The organism is Pseudomonas sp. NPDC087346 (assembly GCF_044744235.1).
Classification (GTDB): Bacteria; Pseudomonadota; Gammaproteobacteria; order Pseudomonadales; family Pseudomonadaceae; genus Aquipseudomonas.
The window spans coordinates 11,896-37,334 of sequence record NZ_JBIUXX010000007.1; the positions used below are offsets into that span (position 1 = coordinate 11,896).

Below are 25,439 nucleotides of genomic sequence, written 5' to 3' on the forward strand. Positions count from 1 at the left end.
ATGAACCAGCGTCATGCTGTCAGCAGCATAGCCAACTGCACGCGAGTATGCGGTGCGGCGACGAAATCGTCACGATTGTGACGGCTGGAAACGTGACGGCCGCCCCATAAGAGGCGGCCGTTGTTCGTTTGTCAGCTGTTGTTGTGGTCGACTTTGATGGTCGGATCGCTGCCGGCAATCAGGTTATGAATGTTGGCAGTGGACCAGTTGTTGCCTTCCAGTTTGATCGTCACGTCCGGTGTCGCGGCTGCCGCATCGCCGGAGTTGAACTTGCCGCCCGAGCTGACTTGCAGCGACGACACGCCATCGACCGTGCTGATCTTCAGGAAGTTGTCGATGGTGCTGCCGGTCTCGCCCTGCAACAGATCGCGCAGGTCGATACGGTCACCTTCGCTGGCGTTAAAGTCCTTGATCACATCGTTGCCGGTGTCGCCGGATTTCCAGACGAAGGTATCGGCACCCGAACCACCAATCAGGATGTCATTGCCCGGGCCACCGATCAGCGTGTCGTTGCCGGTGCCGCCGAGCAGGATGTCATTGCCTTTACCGCCATCGAGCACGTCGTTGCCGCCCGAGCCGAACAGGATGTCATTGCCTGCGCCACCCAGCAGGGTGTCGTTGCCGTCATGCGCGCCGGACACATCAAACGCCTGATAGTGCTCGGTGATGTACTGGTGCACGTTGCTGGTGGTGACTTTGCTGACGTCGACGCCGGTCTGCTGCGCAACGAACGCCTGCATCGCCTGATAACCCTCGCCAGCAATGCCGTTGAAGCTCACCAGATCGCCGAACAGGATGTCGTTGCCGTTGCCGCCGCTGACGGTGTCGTTACCCGGCAGTGTCGCTTCGGTGTGGCCGATGATCGAGTTGGCCAGATCCTTCGGATCGATGTTGGTTTGCGGCGTCTTGTCCGAGTCGTACGGTTTCAGGTCGTTGAGGCTGACCCCGCTGTTGAGGCCGATGGCTTCGACGTTCGACAGACCGCTCAACAAGGCGAAGCTGCTGCCGGCGTTATCGGTGGTTGCCGAGGTAGTGCTGCTACCGGTGCCCGCCAGGCTAGACAACTCATAGGTGCCATCGCCCTGAGCGTGCACGGTGCCCAGGTTGGTCGCGGTCCAGCCGTAACGACTGGTGTAGATCTGCAACTGGGCTGCGCCGTTGGCGCTGATGCTCAGATAGTGCGTGCTGTCGATGTAAGTGCTGAAGGTATCGCCCAACTTGTAGTTGCTGGTCGTCACCACGCTATCGAACTTCACGCTGCCGTACAGCGTCGGGTTGGTCTGCTCGCCGGTCTGGTAGTAGGTCGGCTGGCCGTCGGTGATGAAGTACGTGAGGTTCTTCGCCCCGGTGTTTGCGACTGCATCAGCGCTCTGGAAGAAGTTGGCCGTGGCTTTGAACACGTCTTCATAGTTGGTGCCGCCGCCGGACGCCATCGAATCCAGTACCGCTTTGAGCTGGGTCAGCGCGTTCGGGTCGTTGAGGTTCACCGACACCGACTTGTTGACCTGGGTATCGAAGTCCACCAGGAAGATGTTCACCGTGCCCGAGTTGCTGCCGCCCAGGCTTTGCTTGAGGGTGTTGAACACCGCCGTCAGCGAGTCCTTCGCCGAGCTGATCGACGAAGCGCTCATGCTGCCCGAACTGTCGACCATGAACGCGATGTTGTAGTTGGTGCCCGGCACCACGGTCAGACCGCCGATGTCAGCGACCATGATGTCGTTGCCGTCGGTGCCGCTGAAGGTGTCATCGCCCGAGGTCGCAACAATGGCGTTGTACACCGCCGGCACCACGGTGACCGGAATCGTCGCGACACTGCTGGCCGAACCGCCGACCTGTTCGGTCGAGGTCGAGGTCACGGTCAGGTTGAACTGGCCGTTGTAGTACGGCGGTGGCGTCACGGTCAGGCTGCCGAGGCTCCAGCCAGTGACGTTGGCGTCGCCGCTGGTCGCGGTGACGGTAAAGGTATGACCTGCGCCGTCGCTGAGTACCGAGCCGACCGGTGCGCCGCTGATCTTCACGCTCAGGGTTTCCGAGCCGTCGGTGTCGGTCAGCGCGGTAGTGATCGCCGACAGTTTTACCGTGGTGCCTTCGGCGCCGGTGTTGAGCTTGTAGCCGTCGTAATAGCCTTCGCCGTTGGTACCGTGCAGATCGGAGACGGTCACGCCGGAGTTGATCAGATCTTGCACGCCGGTGTAGATCGGCACGCCGGTGCTGCTCAGGTCGATTGGTGTACTGCCGTTGACCGACAGATTCACATCGTAGCTGCCCGGGCCGCTCTGGTTGTGGTGGTAGATGTCGAGGGTGTAGTAACCGCTGGTGGTCGGAGTGAACGAACCATTGATGGCACCGCCCGCACCCCAGGTACCCGAAGCCACGCTCTTGCCGCCGATAGTAATCAGCAGGCTGTCATCGGCGACGCCGCTGAAGGTGTAGGTCTTGCCGGCTTCGAGGTAGATCAGGCCGGACGTCTTCGACGCCGTACCTGCCGCGACGCTGCCGTCGGACTGCACGTTGGTCACGTTGCCGCTGGAGTTTGGCGTGCCAGCGCCGTCGATGACGTTTTTCAACGTGGTCGAGTCCGCGCCGCTGCCACTGGTGCCGAGGCCCGACAGACCGGTCCAGACTTCCTTGACCAGCCCGGTGGACTTCACGCTGTTGTCGGCCACGCTCACGGTCGGGGCATCAGCCACTGGCGTGATGTCGATCTTCACGGTGCCAGTGTTGCCCAGCAGTTGGCCGTCGGTAGGCTGGAACTTGAGCTGCGCGTAGTCAGCCTGCTTGTTGCCCAGGCCGGTGCCGCCGTAACCGTCCACACCCGACTCGTTGGCATCCGGCATGAAGCGCAGTTTGCCAGCGTCGATGTCAGCCTTGCTGAAGGTCTGATTGTTGGCGACGTCTTTCCAGGTCGAACCGTCCAGATACTGCAGTTTGCCTTCGCCCGGCAGTTGAGTGATTTTCACGCCCAGGCTGCTGGCCGGGCTGTCGACGTCGGTCACACCAAAGGTCGACCAGCCAAGGATCAGCGGGGTGTCTTCAGTACCGGTGACGTTGACCGGAGCGGCGACCGGCGCATCGTTAACTGCCACCACGTTGACCGTGGTGGTCGCGGTGTTGGAGTAGTTGCCGCCGTCGGTCACGGTTACGGTGATGATCCGCGGCACGGTGCTCGGGTCTTCACTGTTGTTGGTGAAGCTGATGTTCTTGATCGCCTGCATGTAGTCAGCAAGCGTCGCGTTACCCGACAGCGTCAGGGTCACGGTGCCATTGGTGCTGTTGGCATTGATGGTGATGCCGTTGACGCTGTTGCCCAGGTTCAGTGCATCGCCATCCTGACGGTTGGTCAGCACGATGGTCGCGCCGGTCAGCATGGTGCTGTCCGGGTCGGTGATGCTCAGGTCGGTGTCGGCAATCGACACGCCGGCGCCCGGGGTGTTTTCGGTGAAGGTCACCTTATAATCGGCACCGGTCGCGCCGCTGGAGTTGTTGGCGTCCAGATCGATGACTGGCGGTGCGTCGTTGTCGATGATCGAAGTGCTGACGCTGCCATTGGTGGCGCTGACTGCGAGGTTCTCGAAGTTGCCGCCAGTGGCCGAGTCGATCTTGACCACGAAGTTTTCGGTGCCTTCGGTGATCTTGTCGTCGATGGTCGCAACGTTGAAGGTCGCGGTGCTGGCGCCTGCCGGGATCTTCACGGTGTACACACCGGTGAAGTCCGAACCGTCGGCGGCGGTGCCGCTGTAGACGATTTTCAGGGTCACTTCGGTTTGCGCCGGGTGAGTCAGGCTGACGGTGTAGCTGGCGGTCTGGCCTTCGGTCACCGAGGAGCTGCCGCTGATGCTGACTTCGGTCTTGTCGATGGTGTCGGTGACGTTGGTCACCGCTGGAGTCTTGTTGGTCACCAGGCTTTCGAAGTTGCCACCGGTGGCGGTGCTGATCGTTGCCTGCACGCTGCCGGCGTCTTTGTAGACGTCATCGGCTGGTGCTGGGACGGTCACTGTGCCGGTGGTTTTACCGGCGTCGATGGTGATCACGGCGCCGTTGCTCAGGGTCACGGTCACCGGGGTGCCCGCAGCGTTGGTCAGGGTTGCGGTGTAGATGATCGAGCCACCTTCAGCCACGGTGCCGGTCGCGGTCAGCGACAGGTTGGTGGTGTCGATGGTGTCGGTCACGGTAGTGCTGACCGGGGTCTTGTCGGCAACGAGATTTTCGTAGTTGCCGCCGCTGACGTTGGTGATCGAGTTGCTCAGCGGCGTATGGCCGTTCAGCACATCGTTTGGTGCGGTGGTGGTCACGGTGCCCGAGGTCTGGCCGACGGCGATGGTGATGGTCTGGCCGTTGGCCAAAGTCACGGTCACTGGGGAGCCGGTTACCGCTGCACCGACTGTTGCGGTGTAGACGACGTTTCCGCCTTCGGCTGCGGTGCCGGTGGCAGTCAGCTTCACGGTGGTGGTGTCGATGGTGTCGGTGACGCTGGTGATCGCCGGGGTGCTGCTGGTCACCAGTTTCTCGAAGTTGCCACCGGTGGCCGTGTTGATCGTTGCCTGCACGGTGCCGGCGTCTTTGTAGACGTCGTCGGCTGGCGCTGGAACGGTGACGGTGCCGGTGGTTTTACCGGCGTCGATGGTGATCACGGCGCCGTTGCTCAGGGTTACGGTCACTGGTGTGCCAGCGGCGTTGGTCAGGGTTGCGGTGTAGATGATCGAGCCACCCTCGGCCACGGTGCCGGTCGCGGTGAGCGACAGGTTAGTAGTGTCGATGGTGTCGGTCACGGTGGTGCTGACCGGCGTCTTGTCGGCAACGAGATTTTCGTAGTTGCCGCCGCTGACGTTGGTGATTGAGTTGCTCAGCGGAGTGTGACCGTTCAGCGCATCGTTTGGTGCGGTGGTGGTCACGGTACCGGTGGTCTGGCCGACGGCGATGGTGATGGTTTGGCCGTTGGCCAAAGTCACGGTCACTGGGGAGCCGGTTACCGCAGCACCGACGGTGGCGGTGTAGACGACGCTTCCGCCTTCGGCTGCGGTGCCGGTTGCGGTCAGCTTCACGGTGGTGGTGTCGATGGTGTCAGTGACGCTTGTCACTGCCGGAACAGTGCTCGGCACCAGGTTTTCGAAGTTGCCGCCAGTCGCAGTGCTGATTGTTGCTTGCACGGTACCGGCATCTTTGTAGACGTCATCGGCTGGTGCTGGGACGGTCACGGTGCCGGTGGTTTTACCTGCATCGATGGTGATTACTGCACCGTTGCTCAACGTTACGGTCACTGGTGTGCCAGCGGCGTTGGTCAGGGTTGCGGTGTAGATGATCGAACCGCCTTCGGCGACCGATTGAGTGGCACCTAAAGTCAGGTTGGTAGTGTCGATGGTGTCGGTCACGGTGGTGCTGACCGGCGTCTTGTCGGCAACGAGATTTTCGTAGTTGCCACCGCTGACGTTGGTGATCGAGTTGCTCAGCGGGGTGTGACCGTTCAGCGCATCGTTCGGTGCGGTGGTGGTCACGGTGCCGGTGGTCTGGCCGACGGCGATGGTGATGGTTTGGCCGTTGGCCAAAGTCACAGTCACTGGCGAACCGGTTACCGCAGCACCTACTGTTGCGGTGTAAACGACGTTTCCGCCTTCGGCTGCGGTGCCAGTGGCGGTCAGCTTAACGGTGGTGGTGTCGATGGTATCGGTGACGCTGGTGATCGCCGGAGTGCTGCTGGTCACCAGTTTTTCGAAGTTGCCACCGGTTGCGGTGTTGATCGTTGCCTGCACGGTGCCGGCGTCTTTGTAGACGTCGTCGGCTGGTGCTGGGACGGTCACGGTGCCGGTGGTTTTACCGGCATCGATGGTGATTACTGCACCGTTGCTCAACGTTACGGTCACTGGTGTGCCAGCGGCGTTGGTCAGGGTTGCGGTGTAGATGATCGAGCCACCCTCGGCCACGGTGCCGGTCGCGGTGAGCGACAGGTTGGTGGTGTCGATGGTGTCGGTGACAGTGGTCGAAACCGGTGCTTTATCGGCCACCAGATTTTCGTAGTTGCCGCCACTGACGTTAGTGATTGCGTTGGTCAGTGGTGCATGACCATTCAATACATCGTTCGGTGCGGTGGTGGTCACAGTGCCGGTGGTCTGGCCGACGGCGATGGTGATGGTTTGGCCGTTGGCCAGAGTCACGGTGACCGGCGAACCGGTTGCCGCTGCACCGACGGTCGCGGTGTAGGTGACGGTGCCACCTTCAGCAGCAGACTCGGTCGCGGTCAGCTTAACGGTGGTGGTGTCGATGGTGTCAGTGACGCTTGTCACTGCCGGAACAGTGCTCGGCACCAGGTTTTCGAAGTTGCCTCCGGTTGCGGTGCTGATTGTTGCTTGCACGGTACCGGCATCTTTGTAGACGTCATCGGCTGGTGCTGGGACGGTCACGGTGCCGGTGGTTTTGCCGGCGTCGATGGTGATCACGGCGCCGTTGCTCAACGTTACGGTCACCGGTGTGCCGGCAGCGTTGGTCAGGGTTGCGGTGTAGATGATCGAGCCACCCTCGGCCACGGTGCCGGTCGCGGTGAGCGACAGGTTAGTAGTGTCGATGGTGTCGGTGACGGTGGTGCTGACCGGCGTCTTGTCGGCGACGAGGTTTTCGTAGTTGCCGCCGCTGACATTGGTGATCGAGTTGCTCAGCGGGGTGTGGCCGTTCAGCGCATCGTTCGGTGCGGTAGTGGTTACGGTGCCGGTGGTCTGGCCGACGGCGATGGTGATGGTTTGGCCGTTGGCCAAAGTCACAGTCACTGGGGAGCCGGTTACCGCAGCACCTACTGTTGCGGTGTACACGACGTTTCCGCCTTCGGCTGCGGTGCCAGTGGCAGTCAGCTTCACGGTGGTGGTGTCGATGGTGTCGGTGACGCTGGTGATTGCCGGAGTGCTGCTGGTCACCAGTTTTTCGAAGTTGCCACCGGTTGCGGTGTTGATCGTTGCCTGAACGGTGCCGGCGTCTTTGTAGACGTCGTCGGCTGGCGCTGGAACGGTCACGGTGCCAGTGGTTTTACCGGCGTCGATGGTGATCACGGCGCCGTTGCTCAACGTTACGGTCACTGGTGTGCCAGCGGCGTTGGTCAGGGTTGCGGTGTAGGTAATCGAACCGCCTTCGGCGACCGATTGAGTGGCACCCAAAGTCAGGTTGGTGGTGTCGATGGTGTCGGTCACGGTGGTGCTGACTGGGGTTTTGTCCGCTACCAGATTCTCGTAGTTGCCGCCGCTGACGTTGGTGATTGAGTTGCTCAGCGGAGTGTGACCGTTCAATGCATCGTTCGGTGCGGTGGTGGTCACGGTACCGGTGGTCTGGCCGACGGCGATGGTGATGGTTTGGCCGTTGGCTAGAGTCACAGTCACTGGCGAACCGGTAACAGCGGCACCAACAGTCGCGGTGTAAGTGACAGTGCCACCTTCAGCAGCAGACTCGGTCGCGGTCAACTTCACGGTGGTGGTGTCGATGGTGTCAGTGACATTGGTCACTGCCGCAACGGTGCTTGGCACCAAGTTTTCGAAGTTGCCACCCGTAGCGGTCGAAATGGTTGCTTCGACTTTGCCTGCATCCTTGTACACGTCATCGGCAGGAGCAGGAACGCTCACAGTCCCGGTAGTTTTACCGGCCTCGATGGTGATCACGGCGCCGTTCGACAGGGTCACGGTCACCGGAGTGCCAGCTGGATTGGTCAGGGTTGCGGTGTAAACAATCGAGCCACCTTCAGCTACGGAACCGGTCGCGGTCAGCGACAGGTTGGTGGTGTCGACGGTGTCAGTGACAGTAGTCGAGACCGGCGCTTTGTCGGCAACAAGGTTTTCGTAATTGCCGCCGCTCACATCAGTGATCGCGTTAGTCAGTGGAGCATGACCATTCAGCGCATCGTTCGGAGCAGTAGTGCTCACGGTGCCAGTGGTCTGGCCGACGGCGATGGTGATGGTTTGGCCGTTGGCCAAAGTCACAGTCACTGGCGAGCCAGTTACGGCTGCGCCAACAGTCGCGGTGTAAGTGACGGTGCCACCTTCAGCGGCAGACTCGGTCGCGGTCAGTTTTACGGTGGTGGTGTCGATGGTGTCAGTGACGTCAGTGACAGCCGGAGCAGTGCTCGGCACCAGGTTCTCGAAGTTGCCACCCGTGGCCGTCGAAATAGTCGCTTCGACTTTACCCGCATCCTTGTACACGTCGTCTGCCGGAGCAGGGACGGTGACAGTGCCAGTGGTTTTACCCGCTTCGATAGTGATCACTGCGCCGTTGCTCAAGGTCACGGTCACAGGCGTGCCAGCCGGGTTGGTCAGCGTTGCGGTGTAGATGATCGAACCGCCTTCGGCGACCGATTGAGTGGCACCCAAAGTCAGGTTGGTAGTGTCGATGGTGTCGGTGACGGTGGTGCTGACAGGGGATTTGTCGGCGACCAGATTTTCGTAGTTGCCGCCGCTGACGTCAGTGATCGCGTTGGTCAGTGGAGCATGACCATTCAACGAATCGTTCGGCGCGGTAGTGGAAACGGTACCGGTGGTTTGGCCGACAGCAATGGTAATTGTCTGGCCGTTGGACAGGGTCACGGTCACTGGCGAGCCGGTGACGGCTGCGCCGACGGTCGCGGTGTAGGTGACAGTGCCACCTTCAGCCGCAGACTCGGTCGCAGTGAGTTTCACGGTGGTGGTGTCGATGGTGTCAGTGACGTTGGTCACTGCCGCAACGGTGCTCGGTACCAGGTTTTCGAAGTTGCCACCCGTAGCGGTCGAAATGCTTGCTTCGACTTTGCCAGCGTCTTTGTAAACATCATCGGCTGGTGCTGGGACGGTCACGGTGCCCGTGGTTTTGCCCGCTTCGATGGTGATGACGGCGCCGTTGCTCAACGTTACGGTCACCGGAGTGCCCGCAGCGTTGGTCAGGGTCGCGGTGTAGATGATCGAACCACCTTCAGCCACGGTGCCGGTCGCGGTCAGCGACAGGTTGGTGGTGTCGACGGTGTCAGTAACCGTGGTCGAAACCGGTGCTTTGTCCGCCACCAGATTTTCGTAGTTACCGCCGCTGACGTCAGTGATCGCGTTGGTCAGTGGAGCATGACCATTCAACGCATCGTTCGGAGCGCTAGTGGTTACGGTGCCTGTGGTCTGGCCGACGGCGATGGTAATTGTCTGGCCGTTGGACAGGGTCACGGTGACTGGTGAGCCGGTTACGGCTGCACCAACAGTCGCGGTGTAAGTGACAGTGCCACCTTCAGCCGCAGACTCGGTCGCAGTGAGTTTTACGGTAGTGGTGTCGATGGTGTCAGTGACGTTGGTCACTGCCGGAACAGTGCTTGGCACCAGGTTTTCGAAGTTGCCACCCGTAGCGGTCGAAATGCTTGCTTCGACTTTGCCCGCATCCTTGTACACGTCATCGGCAGGAGCAGGAACGCTCACAGTGCCGGTAGTTTTACCGGCCTCGATGGTGATCACGGCGCCGTTTGACAGAGTCACGGTTACCGGAGTGCCCGCTGGATTGGTCAGGGTTGCGGTGTAAACAATCGAGCCACCTTCAGCCACGGAACCGGTCGCGGTCAGCGACAGGTTGGTGGTGTCGACGGTGTCAGTAACAGTGGTCGAAACCGGTGCTTTGTCCGCCACCAGATTTTCGTAGTTGCCGCCGCTCACATCAGTGATCGCGTTAGTCAGTGGAGCATGACCATTCAACGCATCGTTCGGAGCGCTAGTGGTTACGGTGCCTATGGTTTGACCGACAGCGATAGTGATGGTCTGGCCGTTGGCCAAGGCCACAGTCACTGGCGAACCGGTAACAGCGGCACCAACAGTCGCGGTGTAAGTGACAGTGCCACCTTCGGCAGCAGACTCGGTCGCGGTCAACTTCACGGTGGTGGTGTCGATGGTATCTGTAACGTTGGTCACAGCCGGAACAGTGCTCGGCACCAGGTTCTCGAAGTTGCCACCGGTGGCAGTCGAAATGGTCGCTTCGACTTTGCCAGCGTCTTTGTAAACGTCATCAGCCGGAGCTGGAACAGTCACGGTGCCGGTAGTTTTACCCGCCTCGATGGTGATCACTGCGCCGTTGGACAAGGTTACGGTTACCGCAGTACCGGCCGGGTTGGTCAGGGTCGCGGTGTAAACGATCGAACCGCCTTCAGCAACCGAGTCGCTCGCAGTCAGGTTCAGGTTGGTGGTGTCGACGGTGTCCGATACTGAGGTGTTGGCCGGCTTGCTGTCGACCGCCAGTTTTTCGTAGTTGCCGCCAGTTGCGCCGTCGATGGTCACGCTCAGGGAGCTGCCACCCGCCAACGGGCTGTTCGGTGCAACGAAGTTCACAGTGCCGGTGGTTTCACCGACGGCGATGGTGATGGTCTGGCCGTTGGACAGGGTAACCACGACCGGCGCGCCGGTCACTGGAGCGGTCACGGTCGCGGTGTAGACCACGGTTTCGCCTTCGGCGACGTTCGCGGTGGCGCTCAGCGATACGGTCGAGGTGTCGATGGTATCGGTGACAGTGGTGACGGCTGGAACGGTGCTTGGCACCAGATTCTCGAAGTTGCCACCGGTCGCGGTGCTGATCGTTGCCTGCACGGTGCCGGCGTCTTTGTAGACGTCATCGGCTGGTGCAGGAACGGTCACAGTGCCGGTGGTTTTACCGGCCTCGATGGTGATGACGGCGCCATTGCTCAGCGTTACGGTCACCGGGGTGCCGGCAGCGTTGGTCAGGGTTGCGGTGTAGATGATCGAACCACCCTCAGCCACGGAACCAGTCGCAGTCAGCGACAGGTTGGTGGTGTCGACGGTGTCAGTAACAGTAGTCGAAACCGGTGCTTTATCGGCAACAAGGTTCTCGTAATTGCCGCCGCTGACATCAGTGATCGCGTTGGTCAGTGGAGCATGACCGTTCAAAGCATCGTTCGGTGCGGTGGTGGAAACGGTGCCGGTGGTTTGGCCAACAGCGATGGTGATGGTTTGTCCATTGGACAAGGTCACGGTGACTGGCGAGCCGGTCACGGCTGCACCGACGGTTGCGGTGTAGGTGACAGTGCCACCTTCAGCAGCAGACTCGGTCGCGGTGAGTTTTACGGTGGTGGTGTCGATGGTATCGGTGACGCTGGTGACTGCCGGAACAGTGCTTGGTACCAGGTTCTCGAAGTTGCCACCGGTTGCGGTGCTGATCGTGGCTTGCACGGTGCCGGCGTCTTTATAGACGTCGTCAGCTGGCGCAGGAACGCTGACGGTGCCGACGGTTTTACCCGCCTCAATGGTGATGACAGCGCCGTTGCTCAACGTCAAGGTCACAGGCGTGCCGGCCGGATTGGTCAGCGTTGCGGTGTAAACAATCGAACCACCTTCAGCCACGGAACCAGTCGCAGTCAGCGACAGGTTGGTGGTGTCGACGGTGTCGGTGACGGTAGTCGAAACTGGTGCCTTGTCGGCAACGAGGTTCTCGTAATTGCCGCCGCTGACATCGGTGATCGCGTTGGTCAGTGGAGCATGACCATTCAGCGCATCGTTCGGCGCGGTAGTGGTCACGGTGCCAGTGGTTTGGCCGACAGCGATGGTGATGGTCTGGCCGTTGGACAGAGTCACGGTGACTGGCGAACCAGTAACAGCGGCGCCAACAGTCGCGGTGTAAGTGACGGTGCCACCTTCAGCAGCAGACTCGGTCGCGGTCAGTTTCACGGTGGTGGTGTCGATGGTGTCAGTGACGTCAGTGACTGCCGCAACGGTGCTCGGCACCAGGTTCTCGAAGTTGCCACCTGTGGCCGTCGAAATGGTCGCTTCGACTTTGCCCGCATCTTTGTAAACGTCATCGGCCGGAGCCGGAACGCTTACGGTACCGACGGTTTTACCGGCTTCGATGGTGATGACTGCGCCGTTCGACAGAGTCACGGTCACCGGAGTGCCGGCCGGGTTGCTCAGTGTAGCGGTGTAAACAATCGAACCACCTTCAGCCACGGAACCGGTCGCGGTCAGCGATAGATTAGTGGTGTCGACGGTGTCGGTGACGGTAGTCGAAACCGGTGCCTTGTCGGCCACCAGATTCTCGTAGTTGCCGCCGCTGACATCGGTGATCGCGTTGGTCAGTGGAGCATGACCATTCAACGCATCGTTCGGAGCAGTAGTGCTCACGGTGCCAGTGGTCTGGCCGACGGCAATGGTGATGGTCTGGCCGTTAGCCAGAGTCACGGTCACTGGCGAGCCAGTTACGGCTGCGCCAACAGTCGCGGTGTAGGTGACAGTGCCACCTTCAGCGGCAGACTCGGTCGCCGTGAGTTTTACGGTAGTGGTGTCGATGGTATCGGTAACGCTGGTCACTGCCGCAACGGTGCTTGGCACCAGGTTCTCGAAGTTACCGCCAGTCGCAGTGCTGATCGTTGCCTGAACGGTACCGGCATCTTTGTAAACGTCATCGGCCGGAGCCGGAACGCTTACGGTACCGACGGTTTTGCCCGCTTCAATGGTGATTACTGCGCCGTTGCTCAACGTCACGGTCACAGGCGTGCCGGCCGGATTGGTCAACGTTGCGGTGTAAACAATCGAACCACCTTCAGCCACAGAACCGGTCGCAGTCAGCGACAGATTGGTGGTGTCGACGGTGTCGGTCACGTTAGTGCTGACAGGGGTTTTGTCAGCCACGAGATTTTCGTAGTTACCGCCGCTCACATCGGTGATCGCATTGGTCAGCGGAGCATGCCCATTCAACGCATCGTTCGGAGCGGTGGTGCTCACGGTGCCAGTGGTTTGGCCGACGGCAATGGTGATGGTCTGACCGTTAGCCAGGGTCACAACAACCGGCGAACCGGTCACTGGCGCACCCACGGTGGCGGTGTAAGTAACGGTGCCGCCTTCTGCTGCGGTTTCCGAAGCGCTGAGTTTCACCGTCGAGGTGTCGATGGTGTCAGTGACGCTGGTGACAGCAGGAACGGTGCTCGGCACCAGGTTCTCGAAGTTGCCGCCAGTCGTAGTGCTGATGGTTGCCTGAACGGTGCCGGCGTCTTTGTAGACATCATCGGCCGGAGCAGGAACGCTCACGGTGCCGGTGGTTTTACCGGCCTCGATGGTGATCACCGCGCCGTTCGACAGGGTCACGGTCACCGGAGTACCGGCCGGATTGGTCAGGGTCGCGGTGTAAATGATCGAACCACCTTCGGCCACGGAGCCGGTCGCGGTCAGCGACAGGTTGGTGGTGTCGATGGTGTCAGTCACGGTGGTGACGGCCGGAGTCTGGTTTGTCACCAGATTTTCGTAGTTGCCGCCGCTGGTGCCGTCGATTTTCACGCTCAGGGTGCTGCCACCGGCGAGTGCGTCGTTCGGCGCGGTGAAGTTGACCGTGCCGCTGCTGGCGCCGACCGGGATGGTGATGGTCTGGCCGTTGGACAGGGTGATCACAACCGGCGAACCGGTGACCGGGGCAGTGACCGATGCGGTGTAAGTCACCACGCCGCCTTCGACGGTGCTGGCCGTGGCGGTCAGCGATACGGTGCTGTTGTCGATGGTGTCGGTGACGTCGGTCACGGCCGGGGTCTTGTCGACCACCAGGTTTTCAAAGTTGCCGCCAGTGGTCTTGGTGATGGTCGCGTCGACTTTGCCGGCGTCTTTATAGACGTCATCGGCAGGTGCGGCGACAGTCGCGGTGCCGCTGGATGCACCTTTGGCGATGTTGATCACTGCGCCGTTGCTCAACGTCACGGTCATGGCATTGCCGGCCGGATTGGTCAGGCTGGCGGTGTAGACAATCGAGCCTCCCTCGGCCACGGAACCGGTAGCGCTCAGGCTCACGGTGGTGGTGTCGACGGTGTCGGTGACAGTGGTGACCACCGCCGAACGGTTGGCATCGACCTGTTCGAAGTTGCCGCCGCTGTGGCTGGCAATCGCGGTCTGGACCTTGCCGCCGTCAATGTACGGCGTGTTCGCCGGGGCCGCGAAGTTGACGGTGCCGGAGGTGGCGCCGGCAGCAATGTTGATCACTGCGCCGTTGGCCAGGGTCACGGTCATCGCGGTGCCGGCCGGGTTGCTCAGGGTCGCGGTGTAGGTGATCTGGCCACCTTCGCTGACGGTGTCGCTGGCGCTCAGAGTCAGCGTGGTCTTGTCGATGGTGTCGTTGACGGTGGTGCTGACCGGCGTCTTGCTGACATCGAGTTTCTCGAAGTTGCCGCCGCTGGCGTCGGTCATGGTCACGGTGAGCTTGCTGACATCTTTATAGACGTCATCGCTCGGTGCCGCGATGGTCACCGAACCGCTGGTCTTGCCGGCTTCGATGGTGATGGTCTGGCCATTGCTCAGGTTGACGGTCACCGGGGTTTGGGCGGCGTTGGTCAGGGTCGCGGTGTAGGTGATCGACGTGCCTTCGAGCACATAGCTTTCGGCGCTGAGGGTCAGGTGCGTGGTGTTGATGGTGTCGGCGACGTTGGTTACTGCTGGCGTCGGGTTGGCCACCAGGTTTTCGAAGTTGCCGCCCGTGGTGTCCTTGATGGTCACTTCAAGTTTGCCGGCGTCTTTGTAGACGTCGTCGGCAGGCGCAGGAACGGTCACGGTGCCGACGGTTTTCCCGGCTTCGATGGTGATGGTCGAACCGTTGCTCAGGGTCACGGTCACCGGGGTGCCGGCCGGGTTGGTCAGGGTCGCGGTGTAGACGATCGAACCGCCTTCGTTGACGTTGCCGGTGGCGGTCAAGGAAACGGTGGTGGTGTCGACGGTGTCGGTCACGGTGGTGCTGACCGGGGATTTGTCGGCGACCAGATTTTCGTAGTTACCGCCGCTGACATTGGTGATCGAGTTGGTCAGCGGTGCGTGACCATTCAACACATCGTTCGGTGCGGTGGTGGACACGGTGCCGGTGGTTTGGCCTACGGCAATGGTGATGCTCTGACCATTGGCCAGGGTCACAACAACCGGCGAACCGGTAACCGGTGCGCCAACTGTCGCGGTGTAAGTAACGGTGCCGCCTTCAGCAGCAGTTTCGGTGGCGGTCAGTTTGACGGTCGAGGTGTCGATGGTGTCGGTAACGTCAGTCACGGCCGGAACGGTGCTTGGCACCAGATTCTCGAAATTGCCGCCCGTGGCGTTGTTGATCGTGACTTCGACCTTGCCAGCGTCTTTGTAGACGTCATCGGCCGGAGCCGGAACGCTCACCGTGCCAACGGTTTTGCCGGCCTCGATGGTGATCACAGCACCGTTCGACAGGGTCACGGTCACCGGAGTGCCGGCCGGGTTAGTCAGGGTCGCGGTGTAAACAATCGAACCGCCTTCAGCCACAGTGCCGGTAGCAGTCAGCGACAGGTTGGTGGTGTCGACGGTGTCGGTCACGTTGGTGCTGACCGGGGATTTGTCGGCAACGAGGTTCTCGTAATTGCCGCCGCTGACGTCGGTGATCGAGTTGGTCAGCGGTGCGTGACCGTTCAACACATCGTTCGGCGCGGTGGTGCTCACGGTCCCGGTAGTCTGGCCGACGGCGATGGTAATGGTCTGGCCGTTAGCCAAGGTCACAACAACCGGCGAACCGGTCACTGGCGCACCGACGGTGGCGGTGTAAGTGACGGTGCCGCCCTCTGCCGCGGTTTCAGTCGCAGTCAGTTTGACGGTCGAGGTGTCGATGGTATCGGTAACGTCAGTCACGGCCGGAACGGTGCTTGGCACCAGATTCTCGAAGTTGCCGCCTGCAGCGTTGTTGATGGTGACTTCGACTTTACCGGCGTCTTTGTAGACGTCATCGGCCGGAGCTGGAACGCTCACCGTGCCAACGGTTTTACCCGCTTCGATGGTGATCACAGCACCGTTCGACAGGGTCACGGTGACTGGAGTACCGGCCGGGTTAGTCAGGGTCGCGGTGTAAACAATCGAACCACCTTCAACCACAGTGCCGGTCGCAGTCAGCGACAGGTTGGTGGTGTCGACGGTGTCGGTCACGGTGGTGCTGACCGGGGATTTGTCGGCAACGAGGTTCTCGTAATTGCCGCCGCTGACGTCGGTGATCGAGTTGGTCAGCGGAGCATGACCGTTCAGCACATCGTTCGGTGCGGTGGTGCTCACGGTGCCGGTGGTCTGGCCGACGGCGATGGTGATGCTCTGGCCGTTGGCCAGGGTCACGATGACTGGGGAGCCGGTAACCGGTGCGCCAACAGTCGCGGTGTAAGTGACGGTGCCACCTTCAGCAGCAGTTTCGGTCGCGGTCAGTTTGACGGTCGAGGTGTCGATGGTATCGGTAACGTCAGTCACGGCCGGAGCGGTGCTTGGTACCAGGTTTTCGAAGTTGCCGCCCGTGGCGTTGTTGATCGTGACTTCGACTTTGCCAGCGTCTTTGTAGACGTCATCGGCCGGAGCCGGAACGCTCACCGTGCCGACGGTTTTGCCGGCTTCGATGGTGATCACAGCACCGTTCGAAAGAGTCACGGTCACCGGAGTACCGGCCGGGTTAGTCAGGGTCGCGGTGTAAACAATCGAACCACCTTCAGCCACAGTGCCGGTCGCAGTCAGCGACAGGTTGGTGGTGTCGATCGAGTCGGTAATGGTGGTGGTCGCTGGTGTGGTGTTCGGCACCAGATTTTCGAAGTTGCCGCCGGTAGCACCGGTAATGGTGGTGCTGACGGTGCTGCCATTGTTGTAAACGTCATTGGCAGCGGTCGGCACGTTGACGGTGCCAGTGGTCTGGCCCGCGCCGATGGTGATGGTCGAGCCGTTGGACAGGGTGACGGTTACCGGAGTTTGGGCCGGGTTGGTCAGGGTCGCGGTGTAGGTGATCTGGCCACCCTCGACGACGCTGCCGGTAGCAGTCAGGGTCAGGCCGGTGGTATCGACCGAATCGGTAATCGTGGTCACGGCCGGTGTCGGGTTCGGCACCAGGTTTTCGAAGTTGCCGCCGGTGGCACCCGTGATGGTGGTGGTGACGGTGCTGCCGTTGTTATAGACGTCATTGACCGGGGTCGGCACGTTGACGGTGCCGGTGGTCTGGCCAGCGCCGATGGTGATGGTCGAGCCGTTGGACAGGGTGACGGTCACCGGGGTTTGCGCCGGGTTGGTCAAGGTCGCGGTGTAGGTGATCTGCCCGCCTTCAGTGATGTTCGGCGCGGCGGTCAGCGTGACCGTGGTGGTGTCGATGGTGTCGGTGACTTGCGTGGTGGCCGGCGTGGTCGGCGGCGTCACGGTGATGCCGTTGCCGCCGGTGGTGCCGGTGACGGTCACGTCGATCTGGGTCGGGTCGTTATAAACAGTGTCGTTCGGCGCCAGCGGCACGTTGACGGTACCGGTGGTCGAACCGGCCGGAATCACGATCACCGCGCCGTTGGACAGGGTGATGGTCAGGTCGGTCAGCGGTGCCTGAGTCAGGGTCGCGGTGTAGACCAGCACGCCGCCGGCTTCGGTGATGGTCGGTGTGGCGCTGAGGCTCAGGGTCGAATCACGCAGAGCGTTAGTCGTGGTGTCGGTGGTCTGGCCGCCAGTGATGTTTTGCGCAGCCTGACCGCCAGAGTTGATCCCCGCAGTCGGGAAACCAATGGTCGGATCAACGCGGCCAGCAGTGGCGTCGAGCAACACGAAGCTGTGGCCACCACCGGCAGCACCGCCAGTGCCTGCGGCGCTTGGGCCGGCAGCGGTGGCGTCCAGCGCGGTAGTCGGGTCGACACCGGCGGCGATGGCTTGTTGCAGTTCTGCAACCGACGGCGCGGCTTGCGCGGTGGCCTCGGCCAGATCAGTGCTGGAGTCGGGCGCGTTGGCGCTCCACTGGGTCTCACGGCCCAGGTCCAGAGTGCGGCCATCAGCCAGTTCCAGAGAGACGGCGCCAGACAGACCGGTGTCGATCTGGTCGCCGACCATCAGACGGTCGCCTTCAACGAGCACGCGGCGCACGCCTTCCGGCGACACCACGAATACCTGACCGACAATGCTTTTGACGATGGCAACAACACTGCTCATTGAAGACTCTCCGGGTGTCACGTTCAGTTGACTTCCATGGACCTGATGGCATGGGCGCCGATTCAGTCTGGACGTACTTTAAAAAATTGCGAAACAAGATTGACGCATGAGTTCGTCAATAATTTGGCTATATTCTTTCGCTATTAACTTTATGCCAAACTATTGACCTTATGGGTGCCATCCTAAACAATCGCCCCACTAATGTCACATTGATATTTCCGCGGCGACCTGTCCTTCAGCGTGTGATCCAGTTCCTATTTTGAACTTTCCGACATACGGTCATTCCGGTTGCCATCATCCGACGCAGCAGCACGTTTTGCTGTGATTCAAGACAAGAAGTTCTGGGAAATCTTTACCATGCGTTTGCACTTGTTCAAGGCTCTACCCTTCGCCCTTGCCGCCTCTTTCGTACAAGCACAATCCCTACCAGAAGCCATGCAGCAGGCCATGGATGTCCATCCGGAAATCCAGGCAGGGGTCAACAGTCGATTGGCCGCGGATTATCAGTTAAGGGCAGCAAAAGGTGGATACCTGCCCAAGGTCGATCTGCTGGGTGGTTATGGCCGTGAAGGCACCGACAGTGTGACCACTCGCGCCAACGGCGGCGGCAATCACTGGGAAACCCTGAACCGCGGGGAGTCAAGTTTACGTCTGTCGCAAATGGTTTTTGACGGTTTTGCCACGTCCAGCGAAGTCGGGCGTCAACAAGCCACCGTTAACTCCCGCGCCTACTCGCTGCTCGGCACTTCCGAGCGCACCGGTCTGACTGTCGCTCAGGTGTATCTGGACGTGCTGACCCGCCGTGAATTCGTGCGTCTGGCCGACGAAAACCTCAAGAGCCACCAGCGCATTTACGACCAGATCCAGTTGCGCACCCAGCGTGGTGTGGGCAGCGGTGCTGACCTTGATCAAGCCGAAGCGCGGATGGCTCAGGCCCGCAACAACCTGATCACCGAACAGACCAACCTTGCCGACTCGGAAACCAACTACCTCAGCGCCGTTGGCCAGATGCCTGATCAACTGGAGCGTCCGGCACCGTTCATGGCGATGATGCCGGCCAACCTCAACGAAGCCCGTACGCAGATGCTGGAAAACAGCCCGATCCTGCGCTCGGCCGAGTCCGATATCGCTGCTGCCGAGAAGCAGTACGAAACCGCCAAGTCGACCTTCTACCCACGCTTCGACGCTGAACTGGGCCGCACCGCCGACAACGATCTCGACGGCCAGAACGGTCACAACAACGAATGGCAGGCGATGCTGCGCATGCGCTTCAACCTGTATTCGGGTGGCAGCAACAAGGCTGATCTGGAATCCAAGTCGTACCTGTCGAACCAGGCGCTGGATATCCGCAACAACGCCCTGCGCCAGTTGAACGAAGAACTGGGCCTGGCCTGGAACGCCCTGAATAACGCGAATGCGCAAGTGCCAATCGCTCAGCAATACGTTGATCACAGCACCGCCGTGCGCACCGCTTACCAGCGTCAGTTCAGCCTCGGCGAACGTACCCTGCTCGATTTGCTCGACAGCGAAAACGAGTTGTTCACCGCTTCGCGTCGTCTGGCTGAAATCAAAAACATTCAGTTATTTACTCAGTACCGAATCAAGGCGACCATGGGCGAGTTGCTCAGAAGCCAAGGAGTGGTCGCACCGTTGGCATCCGTTGTGCAAAACGACGTGAAGCCCAAGGTTCAACTGCCTGGGATGAATTGAGTTATCCCTTTTCAACAGTTAAAGAGTGCCGAGCGTGGAATCAGAAGTCAGTCGAGTTCATCTCAGTCATGATCCGCGCGCGTTGCACGACGATCCCTTACTGGATGGTCTGCTCGCTCTTTGCATGCTGCATCAGAAGCCTGCCAGCGCGGCGATGCTCACCACCGGTCTGCCGCTGCCCAAGCAACGCCTGAGTGTCGAACTGCTGCCACGCGCAGCGGCCCGCGCCGGGCTGCAAGGTCGAGTGCTGCAACGCAAACTGGAAGAGATTCCGGCGATTGCGATGCCGGCGCTGTTGCTGCTCAAGGATGGCCGTAGTGCTGTCCTGCTGGGCTGGGAGGGTGAAGACCAGGTTCGCGTGCTGCTCAGTGAAACCGACGGTGGCGAATCATTGGTCAGCCGCGAGCTGCTGGCCGACGATTACACAGGCAAAGTGTTCTTCGCCCAACCCCAACACAAATTCGACGTCAATCACGGCACGCTGATCCCGCGTGCGCGTTCGTGGTTTCGCGACACCCTCAAGCGCTCGCGCTGGCTGTACGCCGATGCGATTGCCGCGAGTTTCTTGATCAACATCATTGCGATGGCCGCGCCGCTGTTCGTGATGAACGTCTACGACCGCGTGGTACCGAACCAGGCCGAAGCGACCCTGTGGGTGCTGGCCCTCGGCATTACCGGTGCGTACATTTTCGACCTGATCCTCAAGAGCCTGCGCAGTCTGTGCCTGGATCTGGCCGGCAAGAAAACCGACCTGATCATCTCCGCGACGCTGTTCGAGCGCATCGTCGGCATGTCGATGAAATATCGCCCGGCGCGAGTCGGCAGCTTCGCGCAGAACATTCATGAGTTTCAGAGCCTGCGCGACTTTCTCGCCTCGCTGACCCTGACCAGCCTGATCGACCTGCCATTCACCATTCTGATCTTCATCGTGATCGCCATTCTCGGCGGGCATCTGGTGTGGATTCCGGTGCTGGCGTTCCCGATTGCCCTGCTGATCGGCTATGCCTTACAGAAACCGCTGGTGGCGACCATGGAACGGACCATGGCCCTTGGCGCCGAGCGTCAGTCGAGCCTGATCGAAACCCTCGCCGGCCTCGATGCGGTCAAGGTCAACAACGCTGAAAGCGAACGTCAGTATCAGTGGGAACAGACCATCGGCACCCTCAGCCGCCTCGAACTGCGGGTGAAAATGCTTTCCGGTCTGGCGATGAACATCACCCTGCTGATCCAGCAACTGGCCGGGGTGATCATGATCGTCTTCGGCGTCTACCAGATCATCGACGGTCACCTGAGCATGGGCGGGCTGATCGCCTGCTACATGCTCAGTGGCCGTGCGCTCAGCCCGTTGGCGTCGTTGTCGGGTCTGCTGACCCGTTATCAGCAGGCGCGAGTGACCATGACCTCGGTCGACCATATGATGGAACTGCCGCAGGAACGCAATTTCGAAGAGCGCCCGTTGAGCCGTAAGGTTCTGCAAGGCGCGATCGAGTGCCGTCAGCTGAACTTCACCTATCCGGATCAGCAAAACCCGGCGCTGAAGAACATCAACCTGGTGATCCGTCCCGGCGAAAAAATCGGCATCATCGGCCGCAGTGGTTCCGGCAAGAGTTCGCTGGCGAAACTGCTGGTCGGGCTGTATCAGCCGGACGATGGTGCGTTGCTGGTAGACGGTGTTGACATCCGCCAGATCGACGTCAGCGAACTGCGCTACAACATTGGCTACGTGCCGCAAGACATTCAATTGCTCGCTGGCACCCTGCGCGACAACCTGGTGTCCGGCGCCCGCTATGTAGAAGACGAACTGGTGTTGCAGGCTGCTGAACTGGCCGGCGTCCACGAATTCGCTCGTCTGCACCCGCAAGGCTACGAACTGCAAGTTGGCGAGCGCGGGCAGAACCTGTCCGGCGGCCAGCGGCAGAACGTCGCTCTGGCTCGGGCGCTGCTACTCAATCCGCCGGTCCTGCTGCTCGATGAGCCGACCAGTGCCATGGACAACACCGGCGAAGAACGCCTCAAACAACGCCTCGCCGCAGTCGTTGAAAACAAGACCGTGGTGCTGGTGACGCACCGGGCTTCGCTGTTGTCGCTGGTGGATCGTCTGCTGGTGATCGACCGCGGGCAGATTCTCGCCGATGGCCCGAAAGCCGCGGTGATGGAAGCGTTGAAGAAGGGGCAGATCAGTGTTGCTTAAGTCGGGTTTCAAGGATTCGATCCGTCGCTACTTCAAGGGCTCGGCTTCGTTGCAGGGCCAGCCGCTGCCGGAGGTCAACAAAGCGCTGATCGAGGATGCGCCGCGCGTGGTGCGCCTGACGATCTGGGCGATCATCGGTTTCTTCGTGTTCCTCATGTTGTGGGCGAATTTCGCCGTTATCGATGAAGTGACCAAGGGCGACGGCAAGGCGATTCCGTCGTCGAAGATCCAGAAAATCCAGAACCTTGAGGGCGGCATCGTCTCCGAATTGTTCGCCAAGGAAGGGCAGATCGTCGAGGCCGGCGCGCCGTTGATTCGTCTGGACGACACGCGATTTGCTTCCAACGTCGGTGAAACCGAGGCCGACAGACTGTCGATGCTGCTGCGAGTCGAGCGCCTGAGCGCCGAGGTCGATGACCGTCCGCTGAACTTCCCCGACGACGTGCTCAAGGCTGTGCCTGGGCAGGCGAAAAGCGAGGAGTCGCTGTATGTCAGCCGTCGCCAGCAACTGCACGATGAAATCGGCGGTTTGCAGGAGCAGTTGATCCAGCGTCAGCAAGAGCTGCGCGAATTCAGCTCCAAGCAGACGCAGTACCGCCAGCAACTGGGTTTGCAGCGCCAGGAAATCAACATGTCCGAGCCGCTGGTGGCGCAGGGCGCGGTATCGCCGGTGGAAGTGCTGCGCCTCAAGCGTGCCGAAGTGGAAACCCGTGGTCAGCTCGACGCGACGACGCTGGCGATCCCGCGTGCCGAGTCGGCGATCAAGGAAGTGCAACGCAAGATCGACGAGACTCGCGGCAAATTCCGCAGTGAAGCGCTGACCCAACTCAATGAAGCACGCACCGATCTGAACAAGGCTCAGGCCACCGGCAAAGCGCTGGAAGACCGGGTCAGCCGCACGCTGGTTACCTCGCCGGTACGCGGCATCGTCAACAAATTGCTAGTCAACACCATCGGTGGCGTGATCCAGCCGGGCGTTGACCTGGTAGAAATCGTGCCGCTGGACGACACTTTGCTGGTCGAAGCGAAGATCCGCCCGCAGGACATCGCGTTCCTGCACCCGGGGCAGGAAGCGACGGTGAAATTCACCGCGTATGACTACACCATTTATGGTGGTCTCAAGGGCAAGCTGGAGCAGATCGGCGCCGACACCATCACCGACGAAGACAAGAAAACCACCTACTACATCATCAAGGTGCGCACTGAGCGCAGCCACTTGGGCACCGATGAAAAGCCGCTGCTGATCATCCCGGGGATGGTGGCGTCGGTGGATATCATCACCGGCAAGAAATCGGTGCTGAGTTATCTGCTGAAGCCGATCATCCGCGCGCGGGCCGAGGCGTTGCACGAGCGCTAGATTTTCGTTGGCGTTGCTGGCCTCATCGCTGGCAAGCCAGCTCCCACAGGGTTCTCTGCTGGAACACATATATGTTGTCCGACACAAAAACCTGTGGGAGCTGGCTTGCCAGCGATGGCGTCAATGAAATCGCCGCATAACGCTCAGAAGTGACACAAACCGTCACTCACCAACCAGTCCATTCCTCACCATTCGCCATATCGTTATTCTCTAACGGTATTTAATTTCCAATTCTTATAGCTATAAAGTCACTCCCCTGCGTACTTGCCGACCAATCGGCGCGCCGCACGACCTGAACCAACACGCAATCCAGCGTGAGTTTCTGATCGACGCGCGCCTATGAGCGTGCCGTGCGTGGGAGTTATCTGAATGTCTGCAGCTACTGCTACCCCAAGCGCCGCGACTGTCGCGCCGCAATCCTTCGACGTCCGCCCGTTCAGCGGCGCGGTCGGTGCCGAAATCATCGGCCTGGACCTGACCCGTCCGATCAATGATCAAGACTTCTCGCGCATTCATCGTGCGCACCTGGATCACCACGTTGTGGTGTTCCGCGACCAACAAATCACCCCGCAACAACAGATCGACTTCAGCCGCCGTTTCGGTGTGTTGCAGATCCATGTGCTCAAGCAGTTCCTGCTGGCCAATCACCCGGAAATCCTCATCGTTTCCAACATCGTCGAGAACGGGCAGAACATCGGCCTGGGCGATGCCGGCAAGTTCTGGCACTCCGATCTTTCCTATAAAGAACTACCGAGTCTGGGCTCGATGTTGCACGCGCAGGAACTGCCATCCGAGGGTGGCGACACGCTGTTCGCTGACATGCATAAAGCCTGGGACAACTTGCCCGAAGCACTGCGTAAAGCCATCGACGGTCGCTCGGCGGCGCATTCCTACACGGCGCGTTACAGCGAAACCAAATTCGAAGGCAACTGGCGCCCGACCCTGACCCCGGAACAATTGGCTCAGGTCGCCGAAGTGGTGCACCCCATCGTCCGGACCCATCCGGAAAACGCTCGCAAGGCGTTGTTCGTCAGCGAAGGTTTCACCACGCGCATCGTGGATCTGCCGGAAGACGAGAGCAAACAGCTGCTCGACGAGCTCTACGCCCACAGCGTGCTGCCGCAAAACATCTATCGCCACCAATGGCAGGCTCACGACCTGGTGTTCTGGGACAACCGCTCGCTGATTCATCTTGCCGCCGGTTGCCCAAGCTATCTGCGCCGCAAGCTGTTCCGCACGACCATTCAGGGCGACGCGCCTTTCTGATTTGCCGGAGATTCGATCATGTCCAAACGTCTTCCATTTGCACCGCTGGCCGCCGCCATTGGCCTCGGTTTCAGCCTGATCGCCGGCAGTCTGGTCGCGCCGAGCGTGGCCCACGCCGAAGGTGAAATCCGCATCGCCGAGCAGTTCGGCATTGTTTATCTTTTGCTCAACGTCGTGCGCGATCAAAACCTGATCGAGAAGTACGGCAAGCAGGAAGGCATCGATATCAAAGTCGACTGGACGCAGCTGTCGGGCGGCGCAGCGGTCAACGATGCGCTGCTCTCCGGCTCGATCGACATTGCCGGTGCGGGCGTCGGGCCGTTGCTGACGATCTGGGATCGCACCCACGGCAAGCAGAACGTCAAAGCCGTGGCCTCGCTCGGCAACTTCCCGTATTACCTGCTGAGCAATAATCCGAACGTCAAAACCATCGCCGACTTCACCGAGAAGGATCGCATCGCGGTGCCAGCGGTGGGGGTTTCGGTGCAGTCGCGCTTCCTGCAATACGCGGCCGCCAAGCAGTGGGGTGACAAGGAATTCAACCGCCTCGATAAATACACCATTGCCGTCCCGCACCCAGACGCGACCGCCGCGTTGATCGCAGGTGGCACCGAGCTGAGCGGGCACTTTTCCAACCCGCCATTCCAGGATCAGGCGCTGGAGAATCCGAACGTCCATGTCGTGCTCAATTCCTATGACGTACTCGGCCCGAACTCGCCAACCGTGCTGTTCGCCACCGAGAAATTCCGCAACGACAACCCGAAAACCTACAAAGCCTTTGTCGAAGCGCTGACCGAAGCCGCGCAATTTGCGCAGAACGATAAAGGCGCTGCCGCCGACACTTACATCCGCGTGACCAAAGCCAAGATCGCCCGCGCTACGCTGCTGAAAATCATCGACAACCCGCAGTTCGAATTCAGCGTCACGCCAAAAAATACTTATCCATTGGCCGAGTTCCTCTACCGCGTCGGCGCGATCAAGAACAAACCTGAATCGTGGAAGGATTACTTCTTCCAGGACGCCAAACCGCTGCAAGGGAGCTGAT

The 25,439-nt window shown here is 60.5% G+C and carries 6 protein-coding genes; 5 read left to right on the plus strand and 1 reads right to left on the minus strand.

Annotated features, from left to right (window positions below):
- Window positions 1-131: 131 nt before the first annotated feature.
- The gene (locus ACIOZM_RS06150) at window positions 132-17,870 is read right to left on the minus strand and encodes an immunoglobulin-like domain-containing protein (protein ID WP_401210735.1); all 17,739 of its coding nucleotides are present in this window, start codon (window positions 17,868-17,870) and stop codon (window positions 132-134) included.
- Between the two features lie 357 nt (window positions 17,871-18,227).
- Here ACIOZM_RS06150 and ACIOZM_RS06155 point away from each other — a divergent pair, with 357 nt between their 5' ends.
- The 5 genes from ACIOZM_RS06155 (at window position 18,228) to ACIOZM_RS06175 (ending at window position 25,438) form a co-directional block, all read left to right on the plus strand.
- Entirely contained in the window at window positions 18,228-19,580 is a 1,353-nt protein-coding gene (locus tag ACIOZM_RS06155; RefSeq protein ID WP_401210738.1) for a TolC family outer membrane protein, read from the plus strand.
- A gap of 34 nt (window positions 19,581-19,614) precedes the next feature.
- Complete coding sequence (locus ACIOZM_RS06160) at window positions 19,615-21,771, plus strand: type I secretion system permease/ATPase (RefSeq protein WP_401210741.1); 2,157 nt, start codon at window positions 19,615-19,617, stop codon at window positions 21,769-21,771.
- Window positions 21,761-23,128, plus strand: coding sequence for an HlyD family type I secretion periplasmic adaptor subunit (locus ACIOZM_RS06165; protein WP_401210744.1), 1,368 nt, complete (start codon window positions 21,761-21,763; stop codon window positions 23,126-23,128). The genes ACIOZM_RS06160 and ACIOZM_RS06165 overlap by 11 nt, the downstream gene beginning before the upstream one ends.
- Before the next feature lie 369 nt (window positions 23,129-23,497).
- Window positions 23,498-24,394, plus strand: a complete 897-nt coding sequence (locus ACIOZM_RS06170) for a TauD/TfdA dioxygenase family protein (protein WP_401210746.1) — start codon at window positions 23,498-23,500, stop codon at window positions 24,392-24,394.
- An 18-nt stretch (window positions 24,395-24,412) separates the two neighbouring features.
- Complete coding sequence (locus ACIOZM_RS06175; protein ID WP_401210749.1) at window positions 24,413-25,438, plus strand: ABC transporter substrate-binding protein; 1,026 nt, start codon at window positions 24,413-24,415, stop codon at window positions 25,436-25,438.
- Window position 25,439: the final 1 nt, after the last annotated feature.